The following is a 20,242-nucleotide window of genomic DNA, read 5'->3' as shown; positions in this document are numbered from 1 at the left end:
GTATGGCGAACCAAACGAATTCAGGAAATGAGCGCATCGACTTAGCGTATCGCCGCCGGAAAAATGCGGAAGAAATGCGCCATCAAATGATTGCATTCGTTTTGATGATTTTGTTGACGCTCATTGCCTTCGCCGCCGTTGGTTACGAAGAGTTTTCCCATTGGTTTGTCGTTCCGTTTATTTTGCTTTTAGCCGCCGTGCAGGTCGCATTTCAGCTGTATTATTTCATGCACATGAGCCATAAAGGCCACGAATTCCCGGCGATGTTTATTTACGGCGGTGTGGCGGTTATGCTTCTACTTGTTTGGGCGTTTACAACAGTCGTTTGGTGGTAAGAAAAGGGGGAATCGGTTTTTGCACCGGTTTCCCCTTTTTCAATAGCCTTGGCGCGGCGTCGTATAGTATAATGGGAAAGGACAAATCAGGAGGGGATTCGTATGTTTCAATCGCTGCAAATGTTTGGCCCCGTTGCCCTTTGGAGTCCGTTTTTTTTGCTTATGTTAGCGGCGGTTGCGTTGCTGTACATTGGGATCACCGGGCCATGGCGGCAGCGTTTCGGCCTCGGTGATGCCGTTTCGGAGAAGCAGAAAGCGTATTTTTTGACCGGGATTGCGCTTCTTTATATATGCAAAGGGTCTCCGTTGGATTTGATGGGCCATTTGACGTTCACCGCCCATATGGTGCAAATGGCAGTGCTGTATTTGATCGTGCCGCAATGTTTTATTTTAGGCATTCCGGCGCCGCTTTATGAGCGCGCATTCCGCATCACAGCAGTGCGCCGCGTGTTTCGGCTGTTGACAAAGCCAATTGTGGCGTTGCTGCTGTTTAACGGCTTGTTTTCGCTTTATCACGTTCCATTCATTTTTGACGCTGTGAAAATGAATATGTGGCTGCATGCGTTTGTTACCTCGGTCATTTTCGTTGCCGCGTTTTGCATGTGGTGGCCGCTTGTCAACAAGCTGCCCGATTGGCAAACGTTGTCCGGCCTAAAAAAAATGGGTTACATTTTCGCTGACGGCATGCTGTTGACCCCGGCTTGCGCGCTCATCATTTTTACCGATACGCCGCTTTATGCGACGTATACTGACCCGAAAGCATGGATGGCCGCGCTGGCTCTATGCGTTCCTCAAGGGACGCTGGCTTCGCTTGATTTGACCGGGCCGCAAATGTTTTTATCGATGTCGCCGCTCCATGATCAGCAGCTCGGCGGAGTGTTGATGAAAATCATCCAGGAAATCGTGTACGGGACGATGCTGTTCTTCATCTTCACCGAATGGTATCGGAAGGAGCGGGAGAAAGAGCCAAGCATGGATATGGAGCCGCGGCCGACCAAACTGTAAAGCGCGGTTGGCCGCCAACGATGAACAAAGAAGAAAGGGAGAGAAGCGATGGCCGTTTTACCGACAATCAGCACGAGCTGCATCGTGATCAGCGCTTTGCTTGTTGCTTATGGGTGGTATTTGATCAGCCGCAGGCGGATCGAAGCGCATAAAAAGGTGATGCTGACGGCAGCGGTGTTTGCTTTGCTGTTTTTCACCATTTACATGTCGCGGACGTTGTTTATCGGCAATACGAGCTTTGGCGGGCCGGAGAACGTCAAAGTGTACTATACGCTGTTTCTTATTTTCCATATTGTGCTGGCGACAGTTGGCGCCGTATTTGGCCTTGTCACGATTTGGACGGGATTGAAAGACAAGAGGGCCCGCCATCGTCGGCTTGGGCCGATCACCAGCATCATTTGGTTTGGCAGCGCCTCAACCGGGGTCGTCGTCTATTGGCTGCTTTATGTCCTCTATCCAGGGGGCCAAACGACGTCGCTCATCAAGGCGGTGCTCGGTTTTTAACCGGCGGGCAAGGAGCAAGGGCAGCGGCGGTTGCATAGCATAGAATACAACACGCCTATATAGACGTGATTTTGTGCAGCGGGGGGGAAGGCGGTGAACACGTTTCGCTATCGGAAACGGAGCGCCGTAGAGGCGACGCTATTGACAATTGTCATGATGTGTGTGCGCGGCCAGACGGAGGTCGCCCTTGACGATTGTGAGGTGTTCATCACCGTTGCTCAAGGCGGGCGGTGCCGCGTCACGGTAAAGATGTCCATTCGATATGGGGCGCCGGTGATGGAAGTTTGCCGCCAGCTGCAACAGCATATTGCCGAGGAGATCGCCGCGATGACGCCATATGTCGCCGAGGCGGTCGACATTGTTGTCAAACGGCTTGTCATGCCGGAAAAAAACGCATGAGAACCGCGCTCTCATGCGTTTTTTGATTATTCTTTGATTTTTTCAAGCTCGCTTTTGACCTGCGCCAACACGTTTTGGCATTGGCTGACAAGAGAGGACGGAAAATGCTCATCATCGCCGTATTCGACGCCGTGTGGATAGTAATGTTTCCCTAAAATCGGCGTGAGCAGCTTAATGAGTGCATAGCGCGAATCGACGTTTCCCTCAATGGCGTATCCTTGAACGCGCAAATAGTAGGTGCCTTCTTTCACGACGTATTTCCGGTCGTATGTGACCCGTTCATAATCCCATTGCGCCGCGCGTACAAAGCCGAGGCGCTCCATAATGTCATCAAGGCGGGATAGTTCGACCGTCTGATTTTCCAGTCCGGTATTTTCAAACTTCATCCTTCTTCCTCCTAACAACACAGTATGTAAAAGCGCCAAACAGGAAATCATCCCCTCATTTATAATAGTACGAAAACGGTTTGCTTTTCAACGAATTGTTTGCCGTTGTTTCCGTTTCGCACGCATTTTTTTGTGTGATCCGGCGCACAATACGGGTAGAAAGGAGAGACGAAGAATGCAAACGGTACGGGACGTCATGTCAACGGATGTGCAATATTGCACCCCCCTTGACAATCTCTACGAAGCGGCGGTAAAAATGCGCGATTTCAACGTCGGGGCGATTCCGATTGTCGATGACGGCCGCCTTGTCGGAATGATTACCGACCGCGATATTGTCGTGCGCGGCATGGCTGAAAAACGTCCTGGTTCGACTGCGGTGACGGAAGTGATGAGCCGCGATCTCGTCACGCTTTCTCCGGACGATTCGGTGCAAAAGGCAGCAGATATGATGGCACGTCACCAAATTCGCCGCCTCCCGGTCGTAGAAAACGGGCGTTTGGTCGGCATCATCTCGCTCGGCGATTTGGCGACGAACCGCTATTCTGATGAACGCGCGGGTCGTGCGTTAAGCGAGATTTCCGAACAAGGCGCCATCCATTGACAAATGCAACGGACACGGCTTCTTTCGAGGAGGAGCGCTCTTTTTGGGTGTCCTCTTTTTTTTGCCTCTAAAAAACGGCTATAATGGCAATAAGGAGATTGCGCAGAAAGCGGGAGTTGCCGTGTGAAATGGTTTTTCCTTTTTTTGTTTTTCTTGATTGGATTGTATTATTTTGTGCCGAGTCCGCCGCCCCCGAGCCCCCCGAAGCAGCCAGAGACGAATCGATACATGTTGAAAGAGCCGAAGGCGACGGCCGGCATCGTTGCGTTGATCGGGCAATCGGCGCAAGAGGCGAAAAAACTGTTTGGCGCCCCAGACCGAATCGACCCGTCAGCTTACGGATATGACTGGTGGGTGTACAGCCGTCGACCCGAGTCGTACGTGCAGATTGGCATCTTGCGCGGTCGCGTCGTCACCGCCCTTGTCGGCGGAGAGAAGGTGAACGTTGAACCGTTTGCGGTCGGCCAGCGGTTGCAGACGATTTTTCAAACGATGCCGGTGCTATCGAACATTGAGATTAAGCTAGGCAACGGGACATACCGGTTTGAGCTGTCTGAACAAGATTACTCATCAAGGCCGGTTGTCAAAGTTGGCAGCGTCTACGCTCAGCTGTATGTTGACCGCTTTACCGGCGAGGTGGCGGCGATCCGCCTGATGGATGCAGAAACGTTCGTCAAGTTGCGGCCGTACGAGCTCGTTTACCGCGGCAGCCTGCCGGCGGCCGCGCCGCTGTCGGAAGAAAAGCGACAGGCTGTTGATGCGGCCAACGCGAAGCAAATTTTTGACTGGACGAATTTGATCCGCCGTCGCCATGGGCTTTCCTCTCTCATGTGGGATGACAAGGCCGCTGCCGCTGCGGAAAAACATAGCCGAGATATGCATGATCACCGGTTTTTCTCCCACGAGTCGCCGCAGTATGGCGATTTATCGAAGCGGCTTGGCGCGCTTCACATTCCGTTCCAGCTTGCCGGGGAAAATATCGCCGCCCATCAAGTCGATGGCGTTGAGGCGACCATCGGATGGCTGAACAGCCAAAACCATCGGAAAATTATGTTGAACGAAGAGTTCACCCGCTTGGGCGTTGGCGTCTACGCCGATTACTATACGCAAAACTTCTTTACGCCGCTCTAAAAATTGGGCGCACCTCTCTTTGTTGGATGCGATATGATATGGCAGATAGGCATGAGTGGACGAAAGGGATGAGAACCGCCATGGTCAAGCCTCTGCATCCTTCCGTTGAACAGTTTAAACAGTTTGTGAAAAAACATCCAAAAATCATCCAAGAGGTGCGCAGTGGCAAAAAGACGTGGAAACAAGTGTATGAGGATTGGTATTTGTTCGGGGAAGACGATGACATATGGGAGCCGTATCGGGAAACAAACGGTGCGGCAAAAGAGGAGGAAAAAGGAACGAACAAATGGCTCGATAAGCTCGCGTCTATGCTTGGACAGATCGATGCAGCCGATGTGCAAAAACATTTGGCGAACGTCCAGCAGGCGATCGCGGCGATCCAAAGCATTCTTTCCGAATTTCAAGGGGCCGGTCAAGAACAAAGAAACAAAGAAGCGCATCCGTTTTCGTTCCGCAAAGATTAAAGGGTGGTGGCGATGAGGAAAGATGTATGGCAATATGTACAAGGAACACCGATGTTGCGCGCGTTTTTGCGCGAACAGCCGCGCTGGTACCGGCTCCTTGCCCGCCGTCCGCATGAACTGTCGACGTTCCAATTGGCCGCCTTGCGCCACTATGAGCTGACGATCCCTGACAAAGTGGAAAGAATCTCCCAATCGTTGCAAATGGCGTCGCTTATGTGGCAAATGTTTAAAGCCATGCGCGACTAATCGGGCGGCCAATGGCAAAGACTAGTTTCGAAAGGGAGTGATGTCTTTGCCAAAGTGGTTTGCATGGTTTGCGGCTGTCATATTGCTTGCGGCGTATGCCTTCTTTGAGCCGGCGCCGTCGTCCTCCGCTCACGCCGAAGCAGTGGGCGGTCCGCTTCAGGTGAAGCATGAAGTGAAAGGAAGCGACGTATTCATTGAATGTGTTGCCGTCCACTTTCCGTTCCGCAAAGGGAGCGGCGGCGGACACATTAATGTCTATGTCAACGGGCAAAAAATGACGGAAGTATACACGGCCGCCTTTATCGTGCGCGGTTTGCCGAGCGGGAAACATACCATCCGTCTTGAGCTCGTCTACAATGATGGGAAAGCAACCGGCATGACGCACGAATTTGACGTCGCCATCCGATAGAGATGACGACGATCGTTTAAAAGGCGAACAGAGGCGATTCGGCACAGTCTGGATCGCCTTTTTTGTTTGCTTCTTTGCTATCTCTTTCCTTTTCATTTTCTTTTCGTTCATGGTATGATGGATAATGGAGGTGCCATTTGGTGAAGATTGCGACTCTCGAGCGCATCGAGATTTTAGATAAAGCAGAAGCGTTGGCCAAAATGATTGTCGAGTCGGACGTGGCGGACGAATACCGCCGCGCCTTTTGGCGGCTGAAGCAAGACCGCCGCGCCCAGCAGCTGATCGCTCGCTTTGTCAAGCTGAAGGAGCGCTACGAAGAAGTGCAGCGCTTCGGAAAATACCATCCTGATTACCGCGACGTGATGAAAGAAGTGCGCGAAGCGAAGCGGGAGCTCGATTTGCATGAGACGGTCGCCGCCTTTAAGGAGGCGGAGAAGGCGATGCAAGAGTTGCTTGATGAGATCAGCGTGCTGATCGGCAAAGCGGTGTCCGAACATGTGAAAGTGCCGACCGGAAATCCGTACTTTTTGTCGGCGGGCTGTTCCGGTGGCTGCGGGGCGGGCGGAAGCTGCGGCTGCCGCACATAAAAAAGGGGAAGGGACTATGTTTCCAAAACGGCAAGGGATTATCGTTTGGCTTCATTCGCTGAAATATGGGAAACAGTTGCGCAAGTTCGGCAACATTCATTACATTTCCAAACGGCTGAAGTATGCTGTTCTGTATTGTGATATGGAGCAAGTCGACCATGTAATGAAAAAGCTCGCCTCGCTTCCGTTCGTCAAGCGGGTCGAGCCGTCGTACCGCCCATTTTTAAAACTGGAATTTGAATCGAAAGGGGAGAAGGAAAAAGACTCCCCGTATCCGCTTGGATGAAGGAAAACAGCGGGTCGAAAAAAAGCCGGCACCGGCTTTTCGACCCGCTGTTTCTTTGTTTACTGCAGCGGCGGGATGAAGCGATTCATCCGCATAATGCCGATCAAATGTTGGTAATATAAATCGGGTTCAGCGAACATCGTCGATGGCTTAACATCAAGGTGAATGACGTCCATGCCCAGCTCCTTTGCGGTTTCCATAAATAGTTCGTACCGTTTGTTTGGCTTGACGGACGGATCGGGAATGCCTTCACGGCAAATGTAAAGTGGTTGGAAATCGCCGGGATCCGTCGGATGAAGGACAACGGCCAAGGAGACGACCGCCTGGCCTTTTTTCACCGTATGAAAGACAAAGAATCCGGACAAACGATGGCGGTTGGCCTTCGCCAATGCAATCAGCTCATATATATCGGAATATCCTTCGCCAAGTTCGATAAATCGTTGGATCATGAATCGTTCCCCCTTGCAAGCATCGTCCACCCTTAACTTTACCGGCCATCCTCGCGAATTGCAATCAAAAAAAACCTTGCGGAAATGAACCCGCAAGGCCCTTTCCAGTTCCTTGCCTCCGCGCAGGGCGGAACAAGGATCGGAAAGAATAAAGAAAAGGGAGAGGAGAAACCGGAGGAAGAACTTATGGGGAAACGTAAGTCTTCTCCGTCACTGGCAACAACGCGTCAAGCGTGTTGCCATTACTCATTATGGACCGTTTGCCGATTTCTATACATGAATGGCGAAAAAATTCCGTAGTTTGACGATCATCAACTTTATGGTAAGATTACCATGAAAACAACGAATCAAATGGATGACAAGGCCACCTTGAAACGGTGAATTGGGTGAAGGCGATGAGAGTCATTTCCGGGACATGCAAAGGACGGCGTCTGCAAGCGGTTCCAGGGATGTCGACGCGGCCGACGACCGATAAAGTCAAAGAAGCGATATTTAATATGATCGGGCCATATTTCTCAGGCGGCAACGGTCTTGATTTGTTTGCTGGCAGCGGCGGCTTGGGCATCGAGGCGCTCAGCCGAGGAATCGAGCGCGTCATTTTCGTCGATCAAGACAGGAAAGCGGTGCAGACGGTCCGAAAAAACGTGGCGGCCTGCGGGCTTGAGAAGCGGGCGGAAATTTACTGCAACGACGCCGAGCGGGCGCTGAAGGCGGTAGCGAAGCGCGGCCTCCGCTTTGCGGTTATTTTCCTTGATCCGCCGTACAAAGAGAAACAGTGGCCGACGTTGCTGTCGTCGATCGCCGGGCGTCAGTTGCTGGAACCGCACGGCGTCGTCGTCGCTGAACACTCGGCGGAGGCGGAGCTGCCGGAGGAGGTCGGCGGCCTGACACGATGGAAGCGGGAAACATACGGTATCACCGGTGTGACGATTTATAGATGGGAAGGGGATGGAAGCGATGGCGAGCATTGCGGTTTGCCCCGGGAGCTTTGACCCTGTGACGTACGGGCATTTGGATATTATTAAACGAGGGGCGAAAGTGTTTGATCAAGTGTATGTGGCGGTGTTGAACAACTCGTCGAAAAAGCCGCTGTTTACTGTCGAGGAGCGGATCGAGCTGCTTCGTGAGGTGACGCGGACGCTTCCGAACGTCCATGTCGAAGCGTTTCACGGCCTGCTTGTTGATTACGCCCGCAGCAAAAAAGCGAATGCCATTTTGCGCGGCTTGCGCGCTGTGTCCGATTTCGAATACGAAATGCAAATTACGTCGATGAACCGCGTTCTTGATGAAAACATTGAAACGTTTTTTATGATGACGAACAGCCAGTATGCGTTTTTAAGCTCGAGCATCGTCAAAGAAGTGGCGAAATACAACGGCGATATTTCCGAGCTCGTGCCCCCGGTTGTTGAGCAGGCGCTGAAGCGGAAATTTGCGTCCACGGCCGCTGATTGACGCTTCCTTATGAAAGCCGCTTAAGCGAACATTGCAGTCGGCGCCGGCCCGGTTTTGCCGTCAAGGGCGGCTCACGGCTGAGACGACGCGAACCGCCCCGATGGCTTTTTGCTGCCAAAAAGCTGGGCGCTCAAGCGTCTTATGAGCGCCCGCGCGATTTACTGACCGCCTTGATGACGAGCCATATATAAAGGCAAAGGAACAACAGTGTCAGGAGCGGCCCGTATTGCTGCAGCAACCGCCAGCCTTCATTCCAAGCGCTGTCTTTTGCGGCGTGAAGAAACGCTGGGATGTGGGTCGGCATCCCGCCGGCTGTTTTGATGTACAACGGTTTCCAAAGCAAGTATGTAAAGGAAGCGGCAAACACTCCGTGCAGCAAGCGCGCGATGAAAAACGGCTGAAAGCGGATGTTCGCTTCGGCGAGAATGCTGGCGACTTGCGCTTGGACGGAAAAACCGCCAAAAGCGAGGACGAAGCTTGTTGCCACTGCTTTTTCCATCAGCATCGCCTCATCGGTCTGACTGATCATTTGGCTGCCGAGTGTAATTTCAAACAAGCCGGAAAACACTGGGATGTCAAGCTGCTCCGGCAGCTGGGCAAGGCGGAGCAGATGGCGCAGCAATGGGGCAAGCTGTTCGGTCAAATGCATCATATACAGAAGTTTATTCATAACCGAAAAGAGAATAATAAAACCGCCGATCATTAACAGTGTTTGGACAGAAGAGCGCACGGCGTCGCCAAGAAGTTTGCCAAGCGGCTGTTCGTTTTTCAGTCGCGTGCGGTGCAGTGTGCGCAGCGCATACGGGAGCGAAAATGAGCGTGGCTGCCGCTTCGATTGCCTCCGTTCTTTTCGGATGCCGTGAAAGCGCATGATCAGCCCAACGCTAATGTTTCCTAAATAGTGGGAAACGGCCAGCACAAGGCCGAGTTGCGGGTTGTTGAAAAATCCCGCTGATACAGCTCCAAAAATAAAAAGTGGGTTGGATGAATTGGTGAACGACGAGAGCCGTTCGGCTTCAATCGTCGTCAGCTGTTTTTCCTGGTACAGGCGGGCGGTCAGCTTGGCTCCAGACGGGTAGCCGGACGCCATTCCCATGGCCCAGGCGAATCCGCCGACGCCCGGGACGCGAAACAACGGGCGCATGAGCGGCTCGAGCAAGACGCCAAGGAAGCTGACGACGCCGAAGCTGATGAGCAGCTCCGAGACGATAAAAAACGGCAAAAGCGATGGAAAGACGACCTCCCACCACATGTTTAAACCGCGAATGGACGCTTCAAGCGACTGTTTTGGATAGCAAATGAGCGAAAACGCAAACAAGGTGGCGGCGGAAGCGAGCAATACGGTTTTCCATTTCGCCCCCCAATTTTGTTTCACTTTTCCCCCCCCCCCTTTTTTGCCGTGCGGTTTCTTGTAGTACAACCTCATATAACCTAATATACGAGCATAGGGGGGCGTTTTAGACCATAAGATGAAAGCGGATAGCGCTGCGACAAAGGGGGAGGAGGCGTGCCGCCAAAAGTCGGATTGGCGCTCGGGTCGGGAGGAGCGCGCGGGTTCGCCCATCTTGGGGTATTGAAAGTGCTCGAGGAGGAGCATATTCCGATTTCCTATTTGGCCGGCAGCAGCATCGGCGCGCTCGTCGCCGTCCTTTACGCAAGCGGCCATGGCCTCCATCGTCTCTATCGGTTGGCTCAATCGTTTCGACGCAACGATTTTCTTGACTGGACGGTGCCGAAAATGGGACTGATCGCTGGCGAGCGCATCACGCAGTTTATTCGCTTGTTGACGAAAGGGAAACGAATCGAGGAGATGTCCCCGCCTGTGGCTGTTGTCGCCGCTGATTTGCAGACAGGGGAGAAAGTCGTGTTTCGGCAAGGGGAAGCAGCCCAGGCGGTGCGGGCGAGCATCTCGATTCCTGGCATTTTTGTGCCGGCGGAGGTGAATGGCAGACTGCTTGTCGACGGCGGCGTCGTTGACCGGGTGCCAGTGTCGGTCGTCCGAGCGATGGGAGCGGATATTGTCATCGCCGTCGATGTCTCTCCGCTCAACACAAAGGCGGAAATTGCGTCGATCGCCGATGTCATTTGGCAGAGTCTCGATATTTTGCAAGCGGAACTGGTAGCTCACCGTCAGCTCGCCTCAGACGTTATGATCCGGCCGCGAGTCGAACAGTATAGCTCGCGGGCGTTCAAGGATATTGAGGAAATCATCGCTCGCGGGGAAGAGGAGGCGCGGAAGCAAGTGGGAGCGATCCGTCAAGCGATCGAACAGTGGAAGGAGCCATCACACGAATGAAAAAACGGACGTATATTGCCCTGTTTTTCTTTGGCGCCGCCCTCACCTTTCTGCTTATTTTTATGAAGCTGCCGTATTATGTGACGATGCCGGGAAGCGCGCAAAGTTTAAAGCCGCTCGTTCACGTGGAAAACGGCGACCGCGATAAGGGAACGTTTATGCTTACGACGGTGCGGATGGGGCGGGCGAATGTGATAGCGTATTTGTTTGCCCATATCCGCCCTTTTTATGAGCTTCATCCGGTCGAGGAAATCAAGCAGGAAGGGGAGAGCGACAAGGAATATACGATGCGCCAGCTTGAGCTCATGGAACAGTCGAAGGAAGCGGCGATCGTCGTCGCTTATCGCCACGCCGGAAAGCCGGTGTCGTATGAACCTCATGGCGTTTATGTCATGAGCGTCCTCCCTGATATGCCGGCCGCCGGCCGTCTAGAGACCGGCGATCGCATCGTCGCGGTCGACGGAAAGCCGCTCGGCACATCGGAGCAGATGGTCAACTACATTCGCGGAAAACAAGCGGGTGATCGCGTCCGCGTCGCATTCATTCGCGGCCGGAAGCGGCAGGAAACAGAGCTCGAGCTGAAGCCGTTTCGACAGCACCCGAACCAAGTCGGCCTTGGGGTGACACTCATGACCGATTATGACGTCCGCACCGACCCGCCGGTTGACGTGGAGTCGGAACAAATCGGCGGACCGTCGGCTGGGCTCATGTTTTCACTTGAAATTTACAACCAACTTGTCGATGAAGATATTACAAAAGGTCATAAAATCGCTGGCACCGGAACGATTGATCTTGACGGAAACGTCGGGCCGATCGGCGGTGTTTCGCAAAAAGTCGTGGCCGCTGACCGCGAAGGAGCCGAGGTGTTTTTCGCCCCGAACGAACATGGTGCGCCGACGTCGAACTATCGCGAGGCGGTGCGGACGGCGAAAAAAATCGGGACGCATATGAAAATCGTCCCGGTCGATACGTTCGACGAGGCAGTTCGTTATTTGCGTTCGATGCCGGAAACGTAAATCGGCGCCGTGGCGTATTCTTCTTTCAGCGCGGCGCTGTAGAGCGGCTCCGGAAAAGCGGCGGCGTACACAGCTGCCGCTCTTTTTTCTTGCTCATAAAGAGAGTCGCCGTTGAGTTTGGATGCTCTGGCGACGAGCGGGAGCGCAGCGCTTTTTTTCACCTGCTTTAAGTAGCGGCGGCCGGCTTCACTCATGCCGAGCAGCCGGATATAGGTCGGGTTGGCCGCTTTGGCTTGCTCCTCCTTTGTGAAATTCGTCAACACATGCGCACATAGGCGTTGCAGCCTTGTCCAGGTGTATCGCTTCGTTTTGACGGCGGCAATGAAGGCGGCAAACGTTTCGGCGTGGGCGATGTGTTGCTTCAGCCGGTGTTCGATCCCTTCCTCCACGCCGGCGATGCGGCGCAAGTCGGCCTCTGTGGCGGTCAACAGCCGATATTTTAGGAGCGGAAAATACACTTCCCAATCGTGAAAGCGCCCGTATGTCTCCCGATATTGGCGGAGTTGTTCGAGCGCAGCGGGCGGAACGTACGCCGCGATCGACTCGAGACGACCGGTTTGTCGCAATGTTTTCCGCAGGCTGGTGGCGCTCGCAATCGACGGGTGGGAAAATGATTCGTCATGATAGCCGGCGGCCAGCCGCGGAATCGTGCGTGGCATCATCGCCAGCTTGTTTTGCCAAATGGCTTTCACATACGCAAAACCAAGCACGTTGTTTGGCTTGGACAAATCAAGCGGAGCGGCGCCGAACTTTTGCCACGCTTCAGCGGCGGCTTTCGGAAAGCTTTGTCCGCGCGCCAGCCCGGTGCGGATGAGGGAATCGAACGTTTCCTTCTGTTCAAGCCATGTTTTGGCCGCGGATAAAAAAGCGGAAATTTCCCCCGATTCGCTGCCAAAGCAAAGCTCTTGGCAGCCGATCGCCGCAAGCAGCTGCACCGCCCCATGTGCGAACTGTTCAGCCGCTTGCACAGCGAAGGCGTACGGCAGCTCGATGACCACATCTACGCCGGCGGCGAGCGCCATTTTTGCCCGCGCCCATTTGGAGACGATGGCCGGCTCACCGCGCTGCAAGAAGTTTCCGCTCATGACGGCGATCAAACAGTCCGCATCTGTCTTTTGTCTCGTTTCGTTCAAATGGTGGAAATGACCGTTGTGAAACGGGTTGTATTCCACGATCACGCCGACGGCTTTCACCTTTTTTCGCTCCTTTCATGGCGATTCGCGCGGCTTGGCCGCAACGAAATGGCTGTCTATTCTATCTGAACTTAGTATGGAATAGAAAGCGGCGAAGATCAACGGCAACATGCGGTGAGGACAGCAAAAGAAACGAAGCGGTCGACCGTTTTCCGATGTCCGCGCGCCGACCGTGCATGTTCAAAATGGCATTTGGAAATGATGGGAGTATGCCGTTCTTTTCCCAAGGAATGAGTGGTTGTAAAGAAAAAACATTGACAAAACTAGAAACGAAACGTATAATTTTATTCGTTGCCTTGAGGTGATGATATGAAATGGACGGTCCAACAGCTTCGCCGTTTTCAACATAAGGAAATGGCGATTGATGAGACGGTCGATGTGTCCGATTTAAAACAAATTGACACGTTGATCCGCGATATTTCGCCGGTGCACGTCCGAGGAAAAGCGGATGTCGGGTCGACAAAATTCACGTTTCATTTGACGTTGTCCGGAACGATGGTGTTGCCTTGTTCGCGGACGCTTGTCGATGTGACGTATCCGTTTTCCATTCAGACGACGGAGACGTTTTTTGCGGATGGCAGCGGCATCGTGAAGACCGATGAGGACACCCATATGGTGGCGGGGGACACGATTGATTTGAATCCCATCATCCGCGAGTTGATTTTGCTTGAAATCCCGTTGCAGCTGATCGCCGAAGGACCGGTTGCCGGCGGAGCGCCGCAACATGGGGAAGGATGGGACGTTCTGTCGGAAGAAGAATGGGAGAAAGCGATGCAAGAGCGGGAAAAGAAAGTAGATCCTCGCCTTGCAGGGCTGGCCAAGTTTTTCGAGGAAAAACGAGAGGAATGATCGTGAGTCGGCGTTGCCGGCCGATGGCGCCGAATATTGCGCACCGTCCGGCAGCCGCCTTGTGTGCCGGCGGACGGCGGCCTCGAGGTTGACTGATTCGCCGGCATGGATATGCCAAAATGCGCCCGACAAGGAGGTGGGAATGATGGCAGTACCTTTTAGAAGAACATCGAAAACGAGAAAACGGCTGCGCCGCACGCACTTTAAACTGCAAGTGCCAGGCATGGTGCAATGCCCGAACTGCGGCGAATGGAAATTGGCGCACCGCGTCTGCAAAGCATGCGGAACATACAAAGGAAGAGATGTCGTCAACAAATAATGGCCGACATCGAACGACAGGCTGTCCGAAAAGAGGACAGCCTTTTTGATTGTCTGCAAAAAATCAACGCTGTTCGTCTAGGCGGCAGTTTTTTTCGTCGTGAGGCAGGAAATTGAAGAGAACGCGCCCAATTCATTGATGTGATGAAGAAAGGAGAGACGTGCTGATGGAAGCAATGTTGGAGCATCATGACGGCATTGCACTGTTTACGATTTGCCGTCCAGAGAAACGGAATGCGATCAATTTTGCCGTGATGGGGGCGCTTGAGGAGGCGATGGAACAGGCGGCGGCTGATCCACAGGTGAAAGTGTTCGCCATTACCGGCGCCGGCAGCGAGGCGTTTTGCTCCGGCGGCGATTTGAGCGAGTTTGGGCATTTGCGCGGCACGGAGGCAAGACAGATGCTCATGCGCATGGGAGAGCTGCTGTACAGGCTGCTGACGTTTCCGAAGCTGACGGCCGCCCTTGTCAACGGAACAGCGATGGGGGGCGGCTGCGAGCTGGCGACCGCTTGCGATTTTCGCTTTGCCAAAGAAGGAAGCCGGATCGGATTTGTGCAAGGCCGGCTTGGCATTACAACCGGCTGGGGAGGAGCGTCGATGCTGTTTGCCAAACTTCCGTACGGGCGGGCGCTTGACTTATTGCTGCGCGCCGAGCCGATGACGGCGGAGGCGATGGAAGCGTGCGGTTGGGTTGACGCCATCCTGCCAGCCGAACATTGGCGCGAACAATGGCGTGAACGGCTGGCGCCTTATGCGGAGCGGTCGCTTTCCGTCTTGCAGGCATATAAGGCCGCAGCCGGCGAAAAATGGCGAACAGCTTGGTTTCGAGAGCGGTTTTTCGCCGAGATCGCCCGTTGCGCCGAGCTGTGGGGGTCGGCTGAACATGAACAGGCATTGCGTCCTTTTTTGTGTAAGAAGTAATTTTTTCCTTCTACCGTTTCTACTAGCCGCATACATATAATGACAAAGCGGCGATAAGGGGGGAAGGGGATGACGGGAGTACGTCAAGATGCATGGACGAAAGAAGAGGATGAGTTGTTGGCGAATGTTGTGCTTCAGTATATTCGCGAAGGCGGCACCCAGCTGGAGGCGTTTGCCGAAGTCGGGCGGCGCTTGTCGCGGACGGCGGCAGCGTGCGGATTTCGCTGGAATTCGTGCGTTCGCAAGCAGTACAAGGAGGAGATCGAGCAAGCCAAGCAAGAACGGAAGATGCGAAAAAAAGAAACCCCATCAACAAAGGAAAGCGAGGGGCAGGAGAAGGTGGAAGCGGCAGTCAAAAGCCATTTGTCATGGGCGGAAGTGCTGGCCTTTTTGCAAGCTGAGGAGCAAAAGGCGCGCGACGCTCGACGGACGGCCGATGAAAACCGGGCGCTCAAAAACGATATGGAGCAGCTGCAGCAAATGGTAACGAAGTTGCAAATGGAAAAAGAATCGCTGCAAAAACAACTAGCTGCGATCCAGGAGGAGTATAAAACGCTGCTTTCCATTATGGAGCGGGCGCGCAAAATGGTGACAGACAGCGGGAAACCGGCTCCGAATGCAGTGGCTGAAGGCGTCGACGAAGGGTAAAGGCTGGCTTTTCGCCGGCTTTTTTTCTTAACGGAAGAAGAAGATCTCTGCTAAAATAAGGCTAACGCCATGTTGCAAGAAAGCGGGGGAGAAGGATTGAACATTGGGATTGTCGGCGGCGGAGCAGTCGGATTGCTGCTCGCCGCTTATCTTGGGCGGCGCCATGGGGTGACGGTCTATACGAGGCGTCCGTCCCAAGCAAGGCAGCTTGCCGAGCATGGTGTGGCGCTAAAAAAAGATGGCGAGACATCGGTCGTGGCGGTGCGCGCGCAGCCGTTTGCTGGAGCGGAGCTGGACGAGCCGCTCGTGTTTGTGACCGTCAAACAGTACGATCTCGCTTCCGTCTGTGCGCAAATCGACGCGTTTCGCCGCGTTCGCACGCTCGTTTTTTTGCAAAACGGCATGGGGCATCTCGAGCAGTTGACGATGTTTGCCGACAAAAATGTCCTCGTCGGCGTCGTGGAGCATGGCGCAATGAAGTTAGATGACCGGACGGTGGCGCATACGGGCGCCGGAAAGCTGACACTTGCTTCCCGCTACGGTTCACTTGGCGACGCCCGGGAGCTTCGGGAAGGGGAGCGCGGCTTTCCGATCGAATGGGCCGATGATTGGGAGCGCATTCTTGTGGACAAGCTTGTCGTCAACGCCGTCATCAATCCGCTCACCGCTCTATTGCAAGTGAAAAACGGAGCGCTGCTAGAAACGGCTCCGTACCGCGATATGATGAGGCAGCTGTTTGATGAGGTGCGGAACGTGCTGCCTCTTGAAGACGCCAATCGGGCGTGGGAGCGCGTCGTCCGCATATGCCAAAAAACAGCGGACAACTATTCGTCGATGTATATGGACTTGGCGAACGGGCGCCGGACGGAGATTGACGCCATTTTGGGCTATGTGTTGAAACAAGGGGAGGCGCGCGGCGCTATGCTGCCGGTCGTCCGCTTTGTCTTTTGCGCGGTGAAAGGGAAGGAAGGGAGAGAGACGGATGGGTGATTGGCTCGCTTCAACGCTGGCGACGTTTGTGACCGCGCCGCTTCTGCTGTTTTTGCTCGTCTACTTCGGAGCACGCTTGGTCGGCAGGCGGAGGCGGGCAGCGTTTTACGCCGCGGTCAACGCTGCGACTGTTTTTTTCATCGCCGCTGTCTATTTTTTGCTGACAGTGCTGTTTGGGAAATCGTACTTCGTTCCTCTTCTTCTCTTTTTGTTTGGTCTGCACGCGGCGATCGCGCTTGGCTATTGGCGGAAAAAGGCGGACTTTCGGTTGCGGACGGTGTTCCGCGTCTTTTGGCGGGCGAGTTTTCTCATTTTTGCCTCCCTTTACGCCGGGCTGCTTGTATACGGAATGGCCATTCGCGTTGCGATGAGCCTTTAGTGTGGCCGAGCAAGCCTTTTTTCTCTTGGCAATAAACGTGCTATACTCATGAAAGAATACATAAGAAAGGGAGTTTTTAGCCATGGAAGTTCGCGAAATTCCGTTGCCAGCAGCGACGAAATTGGCGGCTGATTACATAACCGGCGCGTTTCCAGCAGAGAGCGGCTTCGCTTATGCCCAGGCGGACGATGAAGCGTTTTGTCGGCGGTTGGCCTATTTGCAAGGAAGAACCTATGACCGAGAAGGGCTTGCCGACTATTTGCGTGCTTATCACCGGCGCTTCTCGGCGAGTGTGGCTACGATGGCAAACATTGAGAAACTGCGCAATGAGCGAAGCGTCGTCATTGTCGGCGGGCAGCAAGCCGGGCTGTTGACTGGGCCGCTGTATACGATTTATAAGATCATCACCATCATCCAGCTTGCCAAAGAGCAGGAACGAAAATTGGGCGTGCCGGTCGTGCCGCTGTTTTGGATCGCCGGCGAAGATCATGACATCGCGGAAATCGATCATGTCTATGTCGTTGAGGAAGGAGAAGTAAAAAAAGCAGCGTACCCACACAAAACGAACGAAAAACGGATGGCCGCCGATGTGCTGCTGGACCGGATGGCTGCGAAAGAGTGGATCGAGCGCGTCGTCAAAACATATGGGGAAACGGACGTGACGAATGAGCTGCTCTTCTTTTTGTCATCGTGTCTTGATGAGGCGCGCACGTTTGTCGACTTTTTTGCCGCCATTGTGCTCCGGTTGTTCGCTGATCACGGTTTAGTTGTTTTGAACGCTGGCGATGCGGCGGTGCGGCCGCTTGAGCGCCGCTTTTTCGCTGCGCTCATTGAACGCCATCGCGATGTGACGGCCGCGGTGCTCGCTCAGCAAGAGGCGTTGCGCACGCTCGGATATGCGCCGCTGATTGAAATCGGTCGTGACGCGGCCAACTTGTTTTATTACGACGGCCGTGAACGTTCGCTTTTGCAGTATGATGAGGAACGCGGCCTGTTTCACAATAAAGCGGGAACTCTCGTTTGGACAAGAGAAGAGCTGCTTGAGCTTGCCGAAACGAATCCGGCCCGTTTAAGCAACAATGTCGTCACCCGTCCGCTCATGCAAGAGCATTTGCTGCCGACGCTCGCTTTCGTTGCCGGACCGGGGGAGATCGCTTATTGGGCGGAATTGAAAGAGGCGTTCCCGCTTTTCGACCTAGAAATGCCTCCAGTCGTGCCGCGTCTGCAGGCGACGATTGTCAGCCGTTCGCTGCAAACCGACCTGTCCGATATCGGTCTTGAGGTGGCTGATGTATTGACTGGGCGGCTCGATGAAGCAAAGCGGGAGTGGCGGGAGGCGACCGCTCAAGCGCCGCTTGCTTCGGCGTTTGCCAAAGCGAAGGCGGACATTGACGCGGCGCACCGGCCGCTTCGTGAGCTTGGGGTGGCGATTGACCGCGGATTGGAGGGATTGGTGGCGAAAAATGCCGCCATCCTTCAGGCGCAAATCGAGTTTCTTCAGCACGCGCTCGAGCGGGCGCTGTTGCGCAAACATGAGACGGAGTGGCGGAAATTTTGGCGCATCGAGACGTCGCTTCGGCCGAACGGCGCGCTCCAGGAGCGGGTTTGGAACGTGTTTTATTACATCAACCGCTACGGATTTGATTTTGTAGAAAAACTTTTGGCCATTCGCAGTCCTGGCAATGGAATGCATAAAATTGTATATATGTGAGGCTTTTTCAAAGAAAAAGTCGAAAAGAAACATCCTGCTTTGAGCAGGATTTTCTTTTTTGTGAAATGAATTGTAAAAAAACAACATTCATTAAATGGAAATAAAAGTAAAGGGGTGAAGCCGCCAGGATGGCTGTGATTGGCCCGTCCGACAAAAAGAAACAAAAAAGGACGTTTTTTTACAAAAAAAGCTAAAATTTTGTCCATCTTTGCGATATAATAAGGAGGCGGCCACTGGCCGATGTGAGTGTGGCTTTACGCAACGAAGGTGGTGGACATGTGTTTCAACATACAACAGTGTTGCTGAAAGAGGCAGTCGATGGGCTGAACATCCGCCCTGACGGCATTTACGTCGATTGTACGCTGGGCAGCGGCGGCCATAGCGAATATTTGCTCTCCCGTTTGTCGGAACATGGGAAGCTGTTTGCCTTTGACCAAGACGAAGCCGCCATCATGCATGCGCGCGAACGGCTCGCCCGCTACGGCCGGCAAGTGCAGTTTGTGCACCGGAACTTCCGGTTTTTGCAAGAGGAGCTTTCGGCGCTTGGCGTCAAGTCCGTCGACGGCGTCTTGTTTGATTTGGGTGTTTCTTCACCGCAGCTTGACGAACCCGAGCGCGGCTTCAGTTATCAGCACGATGCGCCGCTTGATATGCGGATGAACCGCAAGCAGCGGCTGACGGCGGCGGAGATTGTCAACTGCTGGCCATACGAGGAGCTCGTCCGCATCTTTTTCCGTTACGGCGAAGAGAGGTTTTCGAAGCAAGTGGCGCGCAAAATCGAGGAAGTGCGCCGCACGAGGCCGATTAAAACGACGGGGGAGCTCGTTGATGTGATCAAGGCGGCGATTCCCGCCCCGGCTCGCCGCAGCGGCGGACACCCGGCCAAACGCATTTTTCAGGCGCTCCGCATCGCGGTCAACGACGAACTTGAGGCGTTTCGCGAGGCGCTCGAGCAGGCGATCGAACTGCTTGCACCCGGTGGACGGGTGAGCGTCATTACGTTTCATTCGCTTGAAGATCGCATTTGCAAAGAAACGTTTAAAAAGGCGAGCGAAAGTCCGCCATTGCCTCCGGGGCTTCCGGTTCTCCCCGACGACTACCGCCCCGTGCTGAAAATCATTACAAAAAAACCGATCGTTCCTTCCGAGGAAGAGCTCGAACGAAACCACCGCGCCCGTTCGGCCAAACTCCGCATTGCCGAAAAGCTGTAGATGACGAAAATAGCGGGGAAACACAACCAATTTCAATGCGGGCGCCGCCCATTGCGGCGAAAAACGAATGCATGGAGAAACAGGAGGGGAAAAATGTGAACGATGCAGCAGTCAAAGTCGCGCGTGAACAACGACATCCGGCGGCACCGCCAAGCCCGAAGACGCGGCGGAAGCAGCGCTTTCGCCTGTCGCTGGCTGAAAAGATGCTATTTGTGTTGTTTTTCTTGTTTGTCTTCTATGCGGCGGTTCATATCGTCTCGAACCAAGTGCGCATTTACGAATTGAACAAAGGGGTGCAAAAGCTCGAGGCGTCGATTGACGAGCAGAAAAAGGAGAACAATGACCTATATGTCGAGGTGCAACGGCTGAGCGCGTACGAGCGCATTTTGCAAAAGGCAAAAGAGCTCGGTTTGTCGCTCAACGAAAACCATGTGAAAGTTGTGCAGGAATGATC

General features: G+C 53.9%; 28 protein-coding genes. 24 read left to right on the top strand and 4 right to left on the bottom strand.

What is annotated here, in order from left to right; translation table 11 throughout:
• Positions 1–2 precede the first annotated feature (2 nt).
• The 4 genes from ctaF to ACVX3G_RS14930 all read left to right on the top strand — a co-directional run bounded on the left by ctaF (position 3) and on the right by ACVX3G_RS14930 (position 2,243).
• Positions 3–335 carry a cytochrome c oxidase subunit IVB gene (gene ctaF, locus ACVX3G_RS14945; RefSeq protein ID WP_011230585.1) on the top strand — a complete coding sequence of 111 codons (333 nt, stop codon included), beginning with the start codon at positions 3–5 and terminating at the stop codon, positions 333–335.
• 102 nt (positions 336–437) lie between these two features.
• Complete coding sequence (gene ctaG / locus ACVX3G_RS14940; protein ID WP_011230586.1) at positions 438–1,340, top strand: cytochrome c oxidase assembly factor CtaG; 903 nt, start codon at positions 438–440, stop codon at positions 1,338–1,340.
• Positions 1,341–1,388: 48 nt separating this feature from the next.
• Positions 1,389–1,844 carry a DUF420 domain-containing protein gene (locus tag ACVX3G_RS14935; protein ID WP_011230587.1) on the top strand — a complete coding sequence of 152 codons (456 nt, stop codon included), beginning with the start codon at positions 1,389–1,391 and terminating at the stop codon, positions 1,842–1,844.
• A 93-nt stretch (positions 1,845–1,937) separates the two neighbouring features.
• Positions 1,938–2,243 (top strand): Asp23/Gls24 family envelope stress response protein, encoded by a 306-nt coding sequence (locus ACVX3G_RS14930; RefSeq protein WP_011230588.1) that lies wholly within the window; start codon positions 1,938–1,940, stop codon positions 2,241–2,243.
• Positions 2,244–2,269: 26 nt separating this feature from the next.
• Here the strand turns inward: ACVX3G_RS14930 and ACVX3G_RS14925 are convergent, their stop codons facing one another.
• Positions 2,270–2,629, bottom strand: a complete 360-nt coding sequence (locus ACVX3G_RS14925) for a YugN family protein (RefSeq protein WP_011230589.1) — start codon at positions 2,627–2,629, stop codon at positions 2,270–2,272.
• Positions 2,630–2,804: 175 nt separating this feature from the next.
• On the opposite strand from ACVX3G_RS14925, the gene ACVX3G_RS14920 reads away from it, so the two are divergent.
• The 7 genes from ACVX3G_RS14920 (at position 2,805) to ACVX3G_RS14890 (ending at position 6,353) form a co-directional block, all read left to right on the top strand.
• A complete protein-coding gene (locus ACVX3G_RS14920) occupies positions 2,805–3,230 on the top strand; it encodes a CBS domain-containing protein (protein ID WP_014195359.1) in 426 nt (141 codons plus the stop codon).
• A 123-nt stretch (positions 3,231–3,353) separates the two neighbouring features.
• A complete protein-coding gene (locus ACVX3G_RS14915; protein WP_014195360.1) occupies positions 3,354–4,361 on the top strand; it encodes a CAP domain-containing protein in 1,008 nt (335 codons plus the stop codon).
• 80 nt (positions 4,362–4,441) lie between these two features.
• Positions 4,442–4,825: a YlbD family protein gene (locus ACVX3G_RS14910; protein ID WP_014195361.1), complete on the top strand. Its 384-nt coding sequence runs from the start codon at positions 4,442–4,444 to the stop codon at positions 4,823–4,825.
• A 12-nt stretch (positions 4,826–4,837) separates the two neighbouring features.
• The gene (locus ACVX3G_RS14905; protein ID WP_011230593.1) at positions 4,838–5,071 is read left to right on the top strand and encodes a YlbE-like family protein; all 234 of its coding nucleotides are present in this window, start codon (positions 4,838–4,840) and stop codon (positions 5,069–5,071) included.
• A 40-nt stretch (positions 5,072–5,111) separates the two neighbouring features.
• Entirely contained in the window at positions 5,112–5,480 is a 369-nt protein-coding gene (locus tag ACVX3G_RS14900) for a hypothetical protein (protein WP_015374350.1), read from the top strand.
• A 140-nt stretch (positions 5,481–5,620) separates the two neighbouring features.
• The gene (locus ACVX3G_RS14895) at positions 5,621–6,067 is read left to right on the top strand and encodes a YlbF/YmcA family competence regulator (RefSeq protein ID WP_011230595.1); all 447 of its coding nucleotides are present in this window, start codon (positions 5,621–5,623) and stop codon (positions 6,065–6,067) included.
• Positions 6,068–6,083: 16 nt separating this feature from the next.
• Entirely contained in the window at positions 6,084–6,353 is a 270-nt protein-coding gene (locus ACVX3G_RS14890) for a YlbG family protein (RefSeq protein WP_011230596.1), read from the top strand.
• A 59-nt stretch (positions 6,354–6,412) separates the two neighbouring features.
• On the opposite strand, the gene ACVX3G_RS14885 is transcribed toward ACVX3G_RS14890, so the two are convergent.
• Positions 6,413–6,802 carry a DUF7147 family protein gene (locus ACVX3G_RS14885; RefSeq protein WP_011230597.1) on the bottom strand — a complete coding sequence of 130 codons (390 nt, stop codon included), beginning with the start codon at positions 6,800–6,802 and terminating at the stop codon, positions 6,413–6,415.
• 395 nt (positions 6,803–7,197) lie between these two features.
• Between ACVX3G_RS14885 and rsmD the strand changes: the two genes are divergently transcribed.
• Both rsmD and coaD read left to right on the top strand, forming a co-directional pair.
• The gene (rsmD, locus tag ACVX3G_RS14880) at positions 7,198–7,794 is read left to right on the top strand and encodes a 16S rRNA (guanine(966)-N(2))-methyltransferase RsmD (protein ID WP_011230598.1); all 597 of its coding nucleotides are present in this window, start codon (positions 7,198–7,200) and stop codon (positions 7,792–7,794) included.
• On the top strand, positions 7,760–8,254 hold the full coding sequence (gene coaD, locus ACVX3G_RS14875) for a pantetheine-phosphate adenylyltransferase (protein WP_011230599.1): 495 nt from the start codon (positions 7,760–7,762) through the stop codon (positions 8,252–8,254). The genes rsmD and coaD overlap by 35 nt, the downstream gene beginning before the upstream one ends.
• A gap of 139 nt (positions 8,255–8,393) precedes the next feature.
• Here the strand turns inward: coaD and ylbJ are convergent, their stop codons facing one another.
• Positions 8,394–9,629, bottom strand: coding sequence for a sporulation integral membrane protein YlbJ (gene ylbJ, locus ACVX3G_RS14870; protein ID WP_011230600.1), 1,236 nt, complete (start codon positions 9,627–9,629; stop codon positions 8,394–8,396).
• A gap of 132 nt (positions 9,630–9,761) precedes the next feature.
• Between ylbJ and ACVX3G_RS14865 the strand changes: the two genes are divergently transcribed.
• On the top strand, positions 9,762–10,550 hold the full coding sequence (locus tag ACVX3G_RS14865; protein ID WP_011230601.1) for a patatin-like phospholipase family protein: 789 nt from the start codon (positions 9,762–9,764) through the stop codon (positions 10,548–10,550).
• Positions 10,547–11,566: a SepM family pheromone-processing serine protease gene (locus ACVX3G_RS14860; protein ID WP_033012709.1), complete on the top strand. Its 1,020-nt coding sequence runs from the start codon at positions 10,547–10,549 to the stop codon at positions 11,564–11,566. The genes ACVX3G_RS14865 and ACVX3G_RS14860 overlap by 4 nt, the downstream gene beginning before the upstream one ends.
• On the opposite strand, the gene ACVX3G_RS14855 is transcribed toward ACVX3G_RS14860, so the two are convergent.
• Positions 11,539–12,759, bottom strand: a complete 1,221-nt coding sequence (locus tag ACVX3G_RS14855; protein ID WP_014195366.1) for a nucleotidyltransferase — start codon at positions 12,757–12,759, stop codon at positions 11,539–11,541. The genes ACVX3G_RS14860 and ACVX3G_RS14855 overlap by 28 nt on opposite strands.
• Positions 12,760–13,068: 309 nt before the next feature.
• Here ACVX3G_RS14855 and ACVX3G_RS14850 point away from each other — a divergent pair, with 309 nt between their 5' ends.
• The 9 genes from ACVX3G_RS14850 (at position 13,069) to ftsL (ending at position 20,240) form a co-directional block, all read left to right on the top strand.
• A complete protein-coding gene (locus ACVX3G_RS14850) occupies positions 13,069–13,608 on the top strand; it encodes a YceD family protein (protein WP_011230604.1) in 540 nt (179 codons plus the stop codon).
• 145 nt (positions 13,609–13,753) lie between these two features.
• The gene (rpmF, locus tag ACVX3G_RS14845; protein ID WP_011230605.1) at positions 13,754–13,927 is read left to right on the top strand and encodes a 50S ribosomal protein L32; all 174 of its coding nucleotides are present in this window, start codon (positions 13,754–13,756) and stop codon (positions 13,925–13,927) included.
• A 166-nt stretch (positions 13,928–14,093) separates the two neighbouring features.
• Positions 14,094–14,849, top strand: a complete 756-nt coding sequence (locus tag ACVX3G_RS14840) for an enoyl-CoA hydratase/isomerase family protein (protein ID WP_033025035.1) — start codon at positions 14,094–14,096, stop codon at positions 14,847–14,849.
• A gap of 69 nt (positions 14,850–14,918) precedes the next feature.
• On the top strand, positions 14,919–15,497 hold the full coding sequence (locus ACVX3G_RS14835) for an RsfA family transcriptional regulator (RefSeq protein ID WP_011230607.1): 579 nt from the start codon (positions 14,919–14,921) through the stop codon (positions 15,495–15,497).
• A 69-nt stretch (positions 15,498–15,566) separates the two neighbouring features.
• On the top strand, positions 15,567–16,487 hold the full coding sequence (locus ACVX3G_RS14830; RefSeq protein ID WP_014195370.1) for a 2-dehydropantoate 2-reductase: 921 nt from the start codon (positions 15,567–15,569) through the stop codon (positions 16,485–16,487).
• Entirely contained in the window at positions 16,480–16,866 is a 387-nt protein-coding gene (locus tag ACVX3G_RS14825) for a DUF3397 domain-containing protein (protein WP_011230609.1), read from the top strand. Before ACVX3G_RS14830 ends, ACVX3G_RS14825 begins: the two co-directional genes overlap by 8 nt.
• Positions 16,867–16,948: 82 nt before the next feature.
• Positions 16,949–18,577, top strand: coding sequence for a bacillithiol biosynthesis cysteine-adding enzyme BshC (gene bshC, locus ACVX3G_RS14820; protein ID WP_011230610.1), 1,629 nt, complete (start codon positions 16,949–16,951; stop codon positions 18,575–18,577).
• 278 nt (positions 18,578–18,855) lie between these two features.
• Positions 18,856–19,788 (top strand): 16S rRNA (cytosine(1402)-N(4))-methyltransferase RsmH, encoded by a 933-nt coding sequence (gene rsmH, locus ACVX3G_RS14815; protein WP_011230611.1) that lies wholly within the window; start codon positions 18,856–18,858, stop codon positions 19,786–19,788.
• A 95-nt stretch (positions 19,789–19,883) separates the two neighbouring features.
• Positions 19,884–20,240 (top strand): cell division protein FtsL, encoded by a 357-nt coding sequence (gene ftsL / locus ACVX3G_RS14810; protein ID WP_011230612.1) that lies wholly within the window; start codon positions 19,884–19,886, stop codon positions 20,238–20,240.
• Positions 20,241–20,242: the final 2 nt, after the last annotated feature.

The sequence above is a fragment of the Geobacillus sp. PLS 41 genome (genome assembly GCF_056494105.1).
The sequence above is the reverse complement of the archived record's forward strand: the minus strand, read 5'-3'. Positions and strand labels throughout refer to the sequence as shown.